Raw genomic sequence first — 11,696 nt, 5'->3', positions numbered from 1 at the left:
TCACAATGCAGCGCGCAGCGCTTCACGAATCAGGGTTTCACTGCTGGCGTCCGGTTTGGCAATTTTGCTCACCATACGGCTGGCCTCCTGAGGTTTATAGCCCAGCGCCACCAGCGCGGCAACCGCTTCCTGCTCGGCATCATCATCCGTCGCAGGCGCACCTGGAGAGGTCAGTACCAGATCGGCCGCCGGCGTGAAGAGATCGCCATGCAGGCCTTTAAAGCGGTCTTTCATCTCGACAATCAGACGCTCTGCCGTTTTCTTACCGATGCCCGGAAGCTTAATCAGCGCCGCAGGATCTTCGCGCTCAACGGCATTCACAAACTGTGGTGCAGACATGCCGGATAAGATCGCCAGCGCCAGCTTCGGCCCGACGCCGTTGGTTTTAATCAGCTCGCGGAACAGCGTGCGTTCCTGCTTGTTGTTGAAGCCGTACAGCAGCTGGGCATCTTCACGCACCACAAACTGAGTAAAGACAATCGCCTCTTTGCCCGCGTCCGGCAGCTCGTAGAAGCAGGTCATCGGCATATGGACTTCATAGCCCACGCCACCCACTTCCAGCAGCACTAACGGGGGTTGTTTTTCAATGATGATGCCTCTGAGTCTGCCTATCACGTGACGCTCCTGCGTTCTGGAAGAAATTAACTGCCGACATAATAAAAAAAGGCTGGATAAACATCCAGCCTGATTTGTCATTATCGTAACCTGCCTCGCGCCAGATTGAGCCGCGACTCGCTCATTTGCATCGCGTTCTGGCTCACGTGACAGTGGGTAATCGCAATCGCCAGCGCATCCGCGGCATCGGCCTGCGGGTTCGCAGGGAGCTTCAGCAGGGTACGCACCATGTGCTGCACCTGACTTTTCTCCGCGCTACCAATACCCACCACCGTCTGCTTAACCTGACGCGCCGCGTATTCAAATACCGGCAAATCCTGGTTCACGGCAGCGACAATGGCAACGCCACGCGCCTGGCCGAGCTTCAGCGCCGAATCGGCGTTTTTCGCCATAAAGACCTGCTCGATGGCGAAATAGTCCGGCTGAAACTGGGTGATGATCTCCGATACACCCGCATAAATGAGCTTCAGGCGCGACGGCAGATCGTCCACTTTGGTGCGGATACAGCCACTGCCCAGGTAGGTTAACTGGCGTCCCACCTGACGGATAACGCCATAACCGGTGACGCGTGAGCCTGGGTCAATCCCGAGAATAATCGACATCACGCGTCTCCTGTAACGGATTTACGCGCTCTCATCAGAGAGTCGCTGCAACCTCATCAGAGATTTCACCGTTGTGGTACACTTCCTGCACGTCGTCACAGTCTTCGAGCATGTCGATCAGACGCAGCAGTTTTGGTGCGGTTTCCGCATCCATGTCCGCTTTGGTGGACGGGATCATGGAGACTTCAGCGTTGTCCGCTTTCAGGCCTGCCGCTTCCAGCGCATCGCGCACGGCACCCATCTCTTCCCACGCGGTGTAAACGTCGATAGCACCGTCGTCAAAGGTCACCACGTCTTCCGCACCGGCTTCCAGCGCCGCTTCCATGATCGCATCTTCGTCGCCTTTCTCGAAAGAGATGACGCCTTTTTTGCTGAACAGGTAAGCAACGGAACCGTCAGTGCCCAGGTTGCCACCGGTTTTGGTGAACGCGTGGCGCACTTCCGCAACGGTACGGTTACGGTTGTCGGACAGGCACTCAACCATCACCGCCGTACCGCCAGGACCGTAACCTTCATAAATGATGGTTTCCATGTTCGCGTCTTCATCACCGCCCACGCCACGTGCGATAGCACGGTTCAGGGTGTCACGCGTCATGTTGTTAGACAGCGCTTTATCTACCGCCGCGCGCAGACGCGGGTTAGACGCCGGGTCGCCGCCGCCCAGACGCGCTGCCGTCACCAGCTCGCGAATGATTTTGGTAAAGATCTTACCGCGCTTGGCATCCTGTGCCGCTTTGCGGTGTTTGGTGTTGGCCCACTTACTATGACCTGCCATAAAAATATCCTCAAAGAGCGCGCCTTTTCAGGCAGCGTTAATTACAAATTCTTCAATCGCCTGCCGGTTGCTCCACGACTTGGTCAGCGCGGCGGCATCCGCCGCATTCACCCAGCGGTAGGTCAGGTGTTCGGTAAACACGATCTCCCGTTCATGGGGGAGCGCGAGACAGAACCACGATTCCGTATTGCGCTCGGTACCCGGCGCGTAGCGATGACGTAAATGGCTAAAAATTTCGAACTCCACCGTGCGCTGACAGTCCTTCAGGGTCAGTTGCTCGCGGGCAACGTCAATGGCGACCTCTTCCTTTACTTCACGCGCGGCGGCCTGCGGCGCGGTCTCCCCCTCTTCCAGACTGCCGGTAACCGACTGCCAGAATTCAGGGTCATCGCGCCGCTGCAACATCAGCACCCGCTTCGTGTCTTCTGCATAAATGACCACCAGGACCGAAACGGGGAGCTTATATGTCATATCAGTTTTTCTCTTCCTTCTTCACCACCTCAATGCCCAGCTCAGCCAGTGCGGCCGGGTTGGCAAAGCTTGGCGCTTCGGTCATCAGACACGCTGCGGCAGTGGTTTTCGGGAAGGCGATAACATCACGGATGTTATCGGTGCCGGTCAGCAGCATGGTCAGACGGTCAAGACCAAAGGCCAGACCCGCGTGCGGAGGCGTACCGTACTTCAGCGCGTCCAGCAGGAAGCCGAATTTCTCGCGCTGCTCCTGCTCGTTGATGCCCAGGATGCCGAACACGGTCTGCTGCATTTCACCGCTGTGAATACGCACGGAACCGCCGCCCACTTCGTAGCCGTTAATGACCATATCGTAGGCGTTGGCGACGGCCTCTTCCGGTGCCGCTTTCAGCTCTGCCGCCGTCATCTCTTTTGGCGAGGTGAACGGGTGGTGCATCGCGGTCAGGCCGCCTTCACCGTCGTCTTCAAACATTGGGAAGTCGATAACCCACAGCGGCGCCCATTTGCTCTCGTCGGTCAGGTTCAGGTCTTTGCCGAGCTTCAGACGCAGCGCGCCCATCGCATCCGCAACAACTTTCTTGTTATCTGCGCCGAAGAAGATCATGTCGCCGTCCTGCGCGCCGGTGCGCTCAAGGATCGCTTCCACAATTTCAGCGTTCAGGAATTTCGCGACCGGGCTGGTGATACCTTCCAGGCCTTTCGCACGCTCGGTCACTTTAATATAGGCCAGACCTTTCGCGCCGTAGATCTTGATGAAGTTGCCGTAATCGTCGATCTGCTTACGGCTCAGTGCTGCACCACCCGGTACGCGCAGGGCCGCCACACGGCCTTTAGGATCGTTAGCCGGGCCAGCGAAGACGGCAAACTCAACGGCTTTCACCAGGTCTGCAACGTCCACCAGCTCCATCGGGTTACGCAGGTCTGGTTTGTCAGAGCCATAGCGACGCTCGGCTTCAGCGAAGGTCATGATCGGGAAATCGCCCAGCTCAACGCCTTTAACGTCGTTCCACAGGCTACGCACCAGGGCTTCCATCACTTCACGCACCTGCTCGGCGGTCATGAAGGAGGTTTCCACATCGATCTGGGTAAATTCAGGCTGGCGGTCAGCACGCAGGTCTTCGTCGCGGAAGCATTTCACGATCTGATAGTAGCGATCGAAGCCGGACATCATCAGCAGCTGTTTGAACAGCTGTGGAGACTGCGGCAGCGCGTAGAATTTGCCTTTATGAACGCGGGATGGGACCAGGTAATCGCGCGCGCCTTCCGGCGTGGCTTTGGTCAGCATCGGGGTTTCGATATCGAGGAAACCGTGGTCATCCATAAAGCGACGCACCAGGCTGGTGATTTTCGCACGGGTTTTCAGGCGCTGAGCCATTTCCGGGCGACGCAGATCCAGGTAGCGGTATTTCAGACGCGCTTCTTCAGTGTTGACGTGGTTGGAGTCCAGCGGCAGCGCTTCAGCACGGTTAATGATCGTCAGATCGGACGCCAGCACTTCAATGGCACCCGTCGCCATGTCGGCGTTAACGTTTTTCTCGTCACGCGCACGCACGGTGCCGGTGACCTGAATGCAGAACTCATTACGCAGCTCAGAGGCCAGCTTCAACGCATCAGCGCGATCCGGATCGAAGAACACCTGAACGATACCTTCGCGGTCGCGCATATCGATGAAGATAAGGCTACCAAGATCACGACGACGATTGACCCAACCACACAGGGTTACCTGCTGTCCGACGTGGGACTGACGCAGCTGCCCGCAATATTCTGTACGCATGAGATATCCCTTAATTAGCCGCAGGCTAAATGTCGCCTGGTATGCAGGCTACTATGTCGCAGCTTTCTGTATGTCACAACTGGATGAAAAAAGGCGGCTATTATACTGGAAATTCCGCCGGACGATAAGAGCGAACCACGGCCTGGCGGTCGTTTGCTGCACTCTTATTGCGCATTCTCACAAAAATTAACAAAATTATCCGCCCAGGAACAGGCCATCACGTCGTATGGTGTCCGGAAGTGATTCATTTAACGGGAGTAACGATGTTAACACTTGATGCCAGTAAAACCGCGCTTGTCGTGATTGATTTACAGGAAGGCATTCTGCCCTTCGCCGGCGGCCCGCATACCGCGGATGATGTGGTCAGCCGCGCCGCTCGCCTGGCGGAAACATGTCGTGCCAGCGGTGCGCCTGTTGTCATGGTGCGCGTCGGCTGGTCTGCGGATTACGCCGAAGCGTTAAAACAGCCCGTTGATGCCCAGGCTCCTGCACGCGCCCTGCCGGAAAACTGGTGGACATACCCGGCCTCACTGGGTAAACGCGACAGCGATATTGAAGTGACCAAACGTCAGTGGGGCGCATTCTACGGCACCGATCTTGAACTGCAGCTCCGCCGTCGCGGCATTGACACCATTATCCTGTGCGGTATTTCCACTAATATCGGCGTGGAGTCGACCGCCCGCAACGCGTGGGAGCTGGGCTTTAACCTGGTGATCGCCGAAGATGCCTGCAGCGCGGCCTCCGCGGAACAGCATCAGGGCAGCATGACCCACATCTTCCCGCGCATCGGCCGCGTGCGCAGCACGGATGAGATTGTCAGCGCGCTATGATGTATGTCGGTTTACCCCAGTGGTCGCACCCGAAATGGGTGCGCCTTGGCATCACCAGCCTTGAGGAATATGCCCGGCACTTCAACTGCGTCGAGGGTAACACCACCCTGTATGCGCTCCCGAAAGCCGAGATTGTTGCGCGCTGGCGGGAACAAACGACCGATGACTTCCGCTTCTGCTTTAAGTTTCCGGCGACCATTTCTCACCAGGCCGCACTGCGAAACTGCGGTGAGTTGACTGACGAATTCTTTGCCCGGATGGCGCCTCTGGCAAACCGCATCGGCCAGTACTGGCTGCAGCTTCCGGCCGTCTTTGGCCCGCGCGACCTGCCCGCGCTGTGGACGTTTCTGGACGCCCTGCCCCGGGAGTTTACCTACGGCGTTGAAGTCAGGCATCCTGAGTTTTTTGCAAAGGGCGAAGCGGAAAAAGCGCTCAATCGCGGCCTGCTTGAGCGTTCCGTTAACCGTGTCATCCTTGATAGCCGTCCGGTGCACAGCGCTATCCCACATAGCGAAGCCATCGTTGAAGCTCAGCGTAAAAAACCGAAAGTGCCGGTCCACGCCATCGTGACCGCACAGAACCCAATGGTCAGGTTTATCGGCAGCGATAACATGCAGCAAAACCAGGCGCTGTTCACCGTCTGGCTGGAAAAACTGGCAGCGTGGGAACACACCACCACGCCGTATCTTTTTTTGCACACGCCGGATATTGCCCAGGCCCCGGAACTGGTCGATGCTCTATGGCAGGCCTTGCAGGCTGCGGTGCCGTCCGTGGGAAGCGCCCCTTCCATCCCACAACAATCTTCTCTTTTCTGATATCACCCCCTATCATAGTGAAGTGCCATCTGCCAAAAACAGGGAGTTTGTATGGTCAGCGCGCTGTATGCGGTGTTAGGTGCATTACTGCTGATTAAGTTTTCATTTGATGTTGTGCGCCTCAGAACGCTCTACCGCGTCTCTTACGGTGACGGCGGGTTTTCAGAGCTACAAAGCGCTATCCGCATTCATGGCAACGCGGTCGAATACATCCCTGCAGCCTTAATCCTGCTGCTGTTTATGGAGATGAATGGCGCAGAAACCTGGATGGTGCACATCTGTGGCCTACTGCTTATTGCTGGCCGCCTGATGCACTATTACGGCTTTCACCATCGCTTAATTCGCTGGCGTCGTTCCGGCATGAGTGCAACCTGGTGTTCACTTTTGCTGATGGTGCTGGCTAACCTGTGGTATATGCCGTGGGAGTTGGTTTTCTCCCTCCATTAGCGCACAATACGCCACTTTATTTTTCCCGGATTTTTACGTTATGTCAGATCGCGACACGCTTTTTTCCGCGCCTATCGCCAGCCTGGGCGACTGGACCTTCGATGAACGGGTAGCCGAAGTCTTCCCGGATATGATCCAGCGCTCTGTTCCCGGTTATTCCAATATTATCTCTATGATCGGCATGCTGGCTGAGCGCTTCGTTCAACCCGGCACGCAGGTCTATGACCTGGGCTGCTCGCTCGGCGCGGCAACGCTGTCGGTTCGTCGTAACGTTCACCATGAAGGCTGCCGAATTATTGCCGTCGATAACTCTCCGGCCATGGTGGAACGCTGCCGCCGCCATATTGACGCCTACAAAGCCCCTGTTCCGGTGGACGTGGTGGAAGGCGATATCCGCGAGATTGAGATCAACAACGCGTCGATGGTGGTGCTGAATTTCACCCTGCAGTTCCTGGTGCCGGAAGACCGCCAGCTGCTGCTGGATAAAATTTATCAGGGGCTGAATCCTGGCGGCGCGCTGGTGCTCTCGGAGAAATTCAGCTTCGAAGATGCCGAGGTTGGCGAGCTGCTGTTCAATATGCACCACGATTTCAAGCGTGCGAACGGCTACAGCGAGCTGGAGATCAGCCAGAAGCGCAGCATGCTCGAAAACGTAATGCTGACGGACTCCGTAGAAACCCACAAAGCGCGTCTGAGTAAAGCCGGTTTTGAGCACAGCGAACTGTGGTTCCAGTGCTTTAACTTTGGTTCGCTGGTGGCGCTAAAAGCGGGGAAACCGGCATGATCGAGTTCAGTAACTTCTATCAGCTGATTGCCAAAAACCAGCTCTCCCACTGGCTGGAAACCTTGCCCGCGCAGATTGCCGCCTGGCAGCGGGACCAGCAGCACGGCCTGTTAAAGCAGTGGTCAAATGCTGTGGAGTTTCTGCCCGAACTGACCCCGCATCGTCTGGATCTTCTGCACAGCGTCACCGCAGAGAGTGAAGAACCGCTTCCGCCAGGGCAGATCAACCGCATCGAAACGCTGATGCGTAACCTGATGCCGTGGCGCAAAGGGCCGTTTTCACTTTACGGCGTGAACATCAATACCGAATGGCGCTCGGACTGGAAATGGGATCGCGTTCTGCCCCACCTTTCCGACCTGACCGGGCGCACCATTCTGGACGTGGGCTGCGGCAGCGGTTACCACATGTGGCGCATGATTGGCGCGGGCGCGCATCTGGCGGTAGGCATTGACCCGATGCAGCTGTTCCTGTGCCAGTTTGAAGCGGTACGTAAGCTGCTGGGTAACGACCAGCGCGCGCACCTGCTGCCGCTGGGCATTGAGCAGCTGCCAGCTCTGAAAGCGTTTGATACCGTGTTCTCCATGGGCGTGCTTTATCACCGCCGCTCCCCGCTTGAACACCTGTGGCAATTGAAAGATCAGTTGGTCAGCGGCGGCGAGCTGGTGCTCGAAACGCTGGTGATTGAAGGCGATGAACACGCCGTTCTGGTGCCGGGCGATCGTTACGCGCAGATGCGCAACGTTTACTTCATCCCTTCCGCGCTGGCGCTAAAGAACTGGCTGGAGAAATGCGGGTTTGTGGATGTGCGGATTGCCGATGTCAGCGTGACCTCAATCGAAGAGCAGCGCCGCACCGACTGGATGATCACCGAATCGCTGGAGCAATTCCTCGACCCAACCGATCACAGCAAAACCATCGAAGGCTATCCGGCCCCGATGCGTGCGGTGTTGATTGCGACTAAGCCGTAGTCTTTTAGTCGGGTGGCGGCTGCGCCTTACCCGGCCTACTCGTAGCACGTTTTCTCCGAAATAGTTCAAGTTGCAGCAAGGCGGCCAACGCAGCTGCGGCTTGAAATATGAAGGAGAAAAAAAGGCCCCTGTGTAATTGGCAGGGGCCTGGTACAAGCAAGCATCATATTGGGCGACATGATGCGCGGTAAAAATCGGTACGTTGCTACACGTGATGGCGCTCAATCAGCGACTTCATTTCCGCAACCGACTCTCCCTCTACGCCATAGCGTGAATACTCATCCGCTTCAGCATCCGTCGACATTGACAATCCTGTATTGCGATAACGCATGGGCGAAGGTATCCATTTCCCCGCGGAGCTGTGCAGCTCTTCTACCCCGGCGTTTAAAAACCGTTCCAGATTGCTGGCGCGGACTCCCGCACCCGCCATTATTATTGGAACACCAGAATGTGCTTTTAGTTCCGTAATTAATTGCAGTCCTTTTTCAGCTGACGCCTGCTGACCCGATGTCAGGATGCGCGCCACGCCAAGTTCTCCAAGCGTTTCAAAGGCCTGAAGCGGATCTTTACACATATCAAATGCGCGATGAAAAGTGACGGCCATCCCCTGCGCGGCGCTCATAATCTGACGCATACGCGGTATATCGATATTGCCGTCTTCATCCAGCAGCCCGGTCACCAGCCCTGGAAACCCCAGGTCCCGAACGAGGGCGATATCATCAAGCATGGCACTGAACTCGCCCGCCGTGTAACAAAAATCACCGCCGCGCGGACGAATAATTGGGTGAACGGGAATAGTGACGGCCTGACGGGCTGACTTCAACACGCCGTAAGACGGCGTCAACCCGCCCTCCTTGGGTGCCGCGCACAGTTCAATGCGGTCAGCCCCGTGCTTTTGCGCGGTCACGGCACACTCCACGCTGTAACAACAAATCTCCAGCAGCGCCATTTAATCCTCCTGAAATTCCACTAAGCGAAACATCATGACACGCCGTTCGTTTTCGGTCCCGGCGTGAACTCACATCTCTTATGCTTCACTGGCAACGATCTGCTCAATGGTCCACGGATGAAACTTCACCGTAACCTGTCCGTCAGTAACGGCCAGCGTCGGGTTAGGTAACCGCTCGCGCTCGCCTTTGGGAGAACTGGTCTTCACAAAAATTCCCGGCTGGCTTAAGCCTTCGTCCGCTAACAGGGCCAGCGCGCGCGCGTTTAACGTCTCCGGCTCACCCGGCAGGACAATCTCGATATGTTCCCAGCCTTCGTGCGGATAGCGTTTCTCGCCTGGCCACGGCAGTTCAACCACGCTGAACTGCCAGTGCGCCACGTTCACCGGCTCATGCAGTTTGAACAGGCAGATGGGGCGGCTATTAATGATATTCTCGGACAGTAACTCGCCGCACTGTTCGAACCCGCGACGCCAGCGCTCGGCGGTGGCATTCTGATGACAGCGCAAAGAGATGTGATCGGCCTCAAGCGGCGCAATATCCAGACCCAGACGGGTGGCAAGTTCTGTGAACGCCTGGGTGAAGCGCGGTAAATCTGCGGAAATATCATGCAGTTCGTCAATGGATTGCCAGTTCGCCATAAGTCATTCTCTTTTCATGTCGCAAAGCCGCTAATTTACTCTGTTGCCCTGTTTTGACCAACCTCAGAAACCGGCTTTTTGCGACTGCATGATTATGCACACCTTCACTGCCTGGATTCTGAGCAATCTTCAGGCCCCGCACTGCTGACGTCAGAAGGCATTTGCAGTATACTCCCGCCCTAAATTCTTTAACTGGCGCGGGCGGTTGTAAGCCCGCATCAAAAACGTAAGGTATCCAGGTGAATATTCAGGCTCTTCTCTCCGAAAAAGTCAGTCAGGCACTGATTGCCGCAGGTGCCCCTGCGGATTGCGAACCGCAGGTTCGTCAGTCAGCAAAAGTACAGTTTGGCGACTATCAGGCTAATGGCGTGATGGCAGTGGCTAAAAAACTGGGCATGCCGCCGCGACAGCTCGCTGAGCAGGTACTGACGCATCTGGATCTTTCCGGCATTGCCAGCAAAACCGAAATCGCCGGTCCGGGCTTTATCAACATCTTCCTTGAGCCTGCTTTCCTGGCAAGCCACGTTGACGCGGCGCTGAAATCCGATCGTCTGGGAGTGTCCCAGCCGGAAGCGCAGACCGTCGTGATCGACTATTCTGCGCCGAACGTGGCGAAAGAGATGCACGTTGGCCACCTGCGCTCCACCATCATCGGTGATGCCGCAGTGCGCACGCTCGAGTTCCTCGGTCACAAGGTGATCCGCGCCAACCACGTGGGCGACTGGGGCACCCAGTTTGGCATGCTGATCGCTTACCTGGAAAAACAGCAGCAGGAAAACGCGGGTGAAATGGCGCTGGCGGACCTGGAAGGGTTCTATCGCGAAGCCAAAAAACACTACGACGAAGACGAAGCTTTTGCCGAACGTGCGCGTAGTTACGTGGTTAAACTGCAGGGCGGCGATCAATACTTCCTCGAAATGTGGCGCAAGCTGGTTGACATCACCATGTCCCAGAACCAGCTGACCTATAACCGTCTGAACGTCACCCTGACCCGCGATGACGTAATGGGTGAAAGCCTGTACAACCCAATGCTGCCCGGCATTGTGGCTGACCTGAAATCGAAAAACCTGGCGGTGGAGAGCGAAGGCGCAACGGTTGTGTTCCTTGATGAGTACAAAAACAAGGAAGGTGAACCGATGGGCGTGATCATTCAGAAAAAGGATGGCGGTTATCTCTACACCACGACCGACATTGCCTGCGCGAAATACCGTTACGAAACGCTGCATGCCGACCGCGTGCTGTACTACATCGACTCCCGTCAGCACCAGCACCTGATGCAGGCGTGGACCATCGTGCGTAAAGCCGGTTACGTGCCGGACAGCGTTCCGCTGGAACACCACATGTTCGGCATGATGCTGGGTAAAGACGGCAAGCCGTTCAAAACCCGTGCGGGCGGTACGGTGAAGCTGTCCGACCTGCTGGACGAAGCGCTGGAACGCGCCCGTCGTCTGGTGGCCGAGAAGAACCCGGACATGCCGGCCGACGAGCTGGAAAAACTGGCCAACGCCGTGGGTATCGGTGCGGTGAAATACGCGGATCTCTCCAAAAACCGTACCACCGACTATATCTTCGACTGGGATAACATGCTGGCGTTTGAAGGTAACACGGCGCCATACATGCAGTACGCCTATACCCGCGTGCTCTCGGTATTCCGTAAAGCCAATATCGACGAAAGCGTGCTGGCGAATGCCGCCGTGACCATCACCGAAGATCGTGAAGCACAGCTGGCGGCGCGTCTGCTGCAGTTCGAAGAGACGCTGACGGTTGTCGCGCGTGACGGCACGCCGCACGTAATGTGTGCTTACCTGTACGACCTGGCGGGTCTGTTCTCCGGCTTCTACGAGCACTGCCCTATTCTGTCTGCGGAAAACGAATCGGTTCGCAACAGCCGCCTGAAGCTGGCGCAGCTGACGGCGAAGACCCTGAAGCTGGGTCTGGATACCCTGGGTATCGAAACCGTAGAACGCATGTAATACAAAAAACCCGGCAATCGCCGGGTTTTGTTTTTGCAGTCCTGGTAATCCAAC

13 protein-coding genes are annotated in these 11,696 nt (G+C 56.6%); 6 read left to right on the top strand and 7 right to left on the bottom strand.

Annotation, left to right across the window (positions count from 1 at the left end; all coding sequences use genetic code 11):
- The 5 genes from ruvA to aspS form a co-directional block, all read right to left on the bottom strand.
- A complete protein-coding gene (gene ruvA / locus F0319_RS07325) occupies positions 1-615 on the bottom strand; it encodes a Holliday junction branch migration protein RuvA (protein ID WP_023617042.1) in 615 nt (204 codons plus the stop codon).
- A gap of 80 nt (positions 616-695) precedes the next feature.
- Positions 696-1,217, bottom strand: a complete 522-nt coding sequence (gene ruvC / locus F0319_RS07320) for a crossover junction endodeoxyribonuclease RuvC (protein ID WP_003859749.1) — start codon at positions 1,215-1,217, stop codon at positions 696-698.
- Between the two features lie 34 nt (positions 1,218-1,251).
- A complete protein-coding gene (locus tag F0319_RS07315; protein WP_008500447.1) occupies positions 1,252-1,992 on the bottom strand; it encodes a YebC/PmpR family DNA-binding transcriptional regulator in 741 nt (246 codons plus the stop codon).
- Positions 1,993-2,019: 27 nt separating this feature from the next.
- Positions 2,020-2,463, bottom strand: a complete 444-nt coding sequence (nudB, locus tag F0319_RS07310) for a dihydroneopterin triphosphate diphosphatase (protein ID WP_008500446.1) — start codon at positions 2,461-2,463, stop codon at positions 2,020-2,022.
- A 1-nt stretch (position 2,464) separates the two neighbouring features.
- Complete coding sequence (gene aspS, locus F0319_RS07305; protein WP_149366577.1) at positions 2,465-4,237, bottom strand: aspartate--tRNA ligase; 1,773 nt, start codon at positions 4,235-4,237, stop codon at positions 2,465-2,467.
- A 263-nt stretch (positions 4,238-4,500) separates the two neighbouring features.
- Here aspS and F0319_RS07300 point away from each other — a divergent pair, with 263 nt between their 5' ends.
- From F0319_RS07300 to cmoB, 5 genes are read left to right on the top strand one after another with little or no spacing between them, the layout of a single operon-like run.
- Entirely contained in the window at positions 4,501-5,067 is a 567-nt protein-coding gene (locus tag F0319_RS07300; protein ID WP_121932053.1) for a hydrolase, read from the top strand.
- The gene (locus tag F0319_RS07295) at positions 5,064-5,882 is read left to right on the top strand and encodes a DUF72 domain-containing protein (RefSeq protein WP_127731456.1); all 819 of its coding nucleotides are present in this window, start codon (positions 5,064-5,066) and stop codon (positions 5,880-5,882) included. Before F0319_RS07300 ends, F0319_RS07295 begins: the two co-directional genes overlap by 4 nt.
- A gap of 51 nt (positions 5,883-5,933) precedes the next feature.
- Positions 5,934-6,329, top strand: coding sequence for an MAPEG family protein (locus F0319_RS07290; protein ID WP_021240443.1), 396 nt, complete (start codon positions 5,934-5,936; stop codon positions 6,327-6,329).
- A gap of 40 nt (positions 6,330-6,369) precedes the next feature.
- On the top strand, positions 6,370-7,113 hold the full coding sequence (gene cmoA, locus F0319_RS07285) for a carboxy-S-adenosyl-L-methionine synthase CmoA (protein ID WP_111964821.1): 744 nt from the start codon (positions 6,370-6,372) through the stop codon (positions 7,111-7,113).
- Complete coding sequence (gene cmoB / locus F0319_RS07280) at positions 7,110-8,081, top strand: tRNA 5-methoxyuridine(34)/uridine 5-oxyacetic acid(34) synthase CmoB (RefSeq protein WP_111964822.1); 972 nt, start codon at positions 7,110-7,112, stop codon at positions 8,079-8,081. The genes cmoA and cmoB overlap by 4 nt, the downstream gene beginning before the upstream one ends.
- Before the next feature lie 205 nt (positions 8,082-8,286).
- On the opposite strand, the gene cutC is transcribed toward cmoB, so the two are convergent.
- Both cutC and F0319_RS07270 read right to left on the bottom strand, forming a co-directional pair.
- Positions 8,287-9,030: a copper homeostasis protein CutC gene (gene cutC / locus F0319_RS07275; protein ID WP_111964823.1), complete on the bottom strand. Its 744-nt coding sequence runs from the start codon at positions 9,028-9,030 to the stop codon at positions 8,287-8,289.
- A gap of 78 nt (positions 9,031-9,108) precedes the next feature.
- Positions 9,109-9,669 carry a VOC family protein gene (locus F0319_RS07270; RefSeq protein WP_111964824.1) on the bottom strand — a complete coding sequence of 187 codons (561 nt, stop codon included), beginning with the start codon at positions 9,667-9,669 and terminating at the stop codon, positions 9,109-9,111.
- A 239-nt stretch (positions 9,670-9,908) separates the two neighbouring features.
- On the opposite strand from F0319_RS07270, the gene argS reads away from it, so the two are divergent.
- Complete coding sequence (gene argS, locus F0319_RS07265) at positions 9,909-11,642, top strand: arginine--tRNA ligase (protein WP_111964825.1); 1,734 nt, start codon at positions 9,909-9,911, stop codon at positions 11,640-11,642.
- Positions 11,643-11,696: the final 54 nt, after the last annotated feature.

Origin of the sequence: Enterobacter vonholyi (assembly GCF_008364555.1) — a bacterium.
Taxonomy (GTDB): Bacteria; Pseudomonadota; Gammaproteobacteria; order Enterobacterales; family Enterobacteriaceae; genus Enterobacter; species Enterobacter vonholyi.
This window is presented reverse-complemented; position numbering and strand designations above follow the sequence as displayed.

What these genes read in the sequence shown, in the direction of transcription:
- cutC (WP_111964823.1), bottom strand. Translation starts at nt 9,030, where the DNA reads ATGGCGCTGCTGGAGATTTGTTGTTACAGCGTGGAGTGTGCCGTGACC.
- F0319_RS07300 (WP_121932053.1), top strand. Translation starts at nt 4,501, where the DNA reads ATGTTAACACTTGATGCCAGTAAAACCGCGCTTGTCGTGATTGATTTA.
- ruvC (WP_003859749.1), bottom strand. Translation starts at nt 1,217, where the DNA reads ATGTCGATTATTCTCGGGATTGACCCAGGCTCACGCGTCACCGGTTAT.
- cmoA (WP_111964821.1), top strand. Translation starts at nt 6,370, where the DNA reads ATGTCAGATCGCGACACGCTTTTTTCCGCGCCTATCGCCAGCCTGGGC.
- F0319_RS07290 (WP_021240443.1), top strand. Translation starts at nt 5,934, where the DNA reads ATGGTCAGCGCGCTGTATGCGGTGTTAGGTGCATTACTGCTGATTAAG.
- nudB (WP_008500446.1), bottom strand. Translation starts at nt 2,463, where the DNA reads ATGACATATAAGCTCCCCGTTTCGGTCCTGGTGGTCATTTATGCAGAA.
- aspS (WP_149366577.1), bottom strand. Translation starts at nt 4,237, where the DNA reads ATGCGTACAGAATATTGCGGGCAGCTGCGTCAGTCCCACGTCGGACAG.
- cmoB (WP_111964822.1), top strand. Translation starts at nt 7,110, where the DNA reads ATGATCGAGTTCAGTAACTTCTATCAGCTGATTGCCAAAAACCAGCTC.
- F0319_RS07295 (WP_127731456.1), top strand. Translation starts at nt 5,064, where the DNA reads ATGATGTATGTCGGTTTACCCCAGTGGTCGCACCCGAAATGGGTGCGC.
- F0319_RS07270 (WP_111964824.1), bottom strand. Translation starts at nt 9,669, where the DNA reads ATGGCGAACTGGCAATCCATTGACGAACTGCATGATATTTCCGCAGAT.
- F0319_RS07315 (WP_008500447.1), bottom strand. Translation starts at nt 1,992, where the DNA reads ATGGCAGGTCATAGTAAGTGGGCCAACACCAAACACCGCAAAGCGGCA.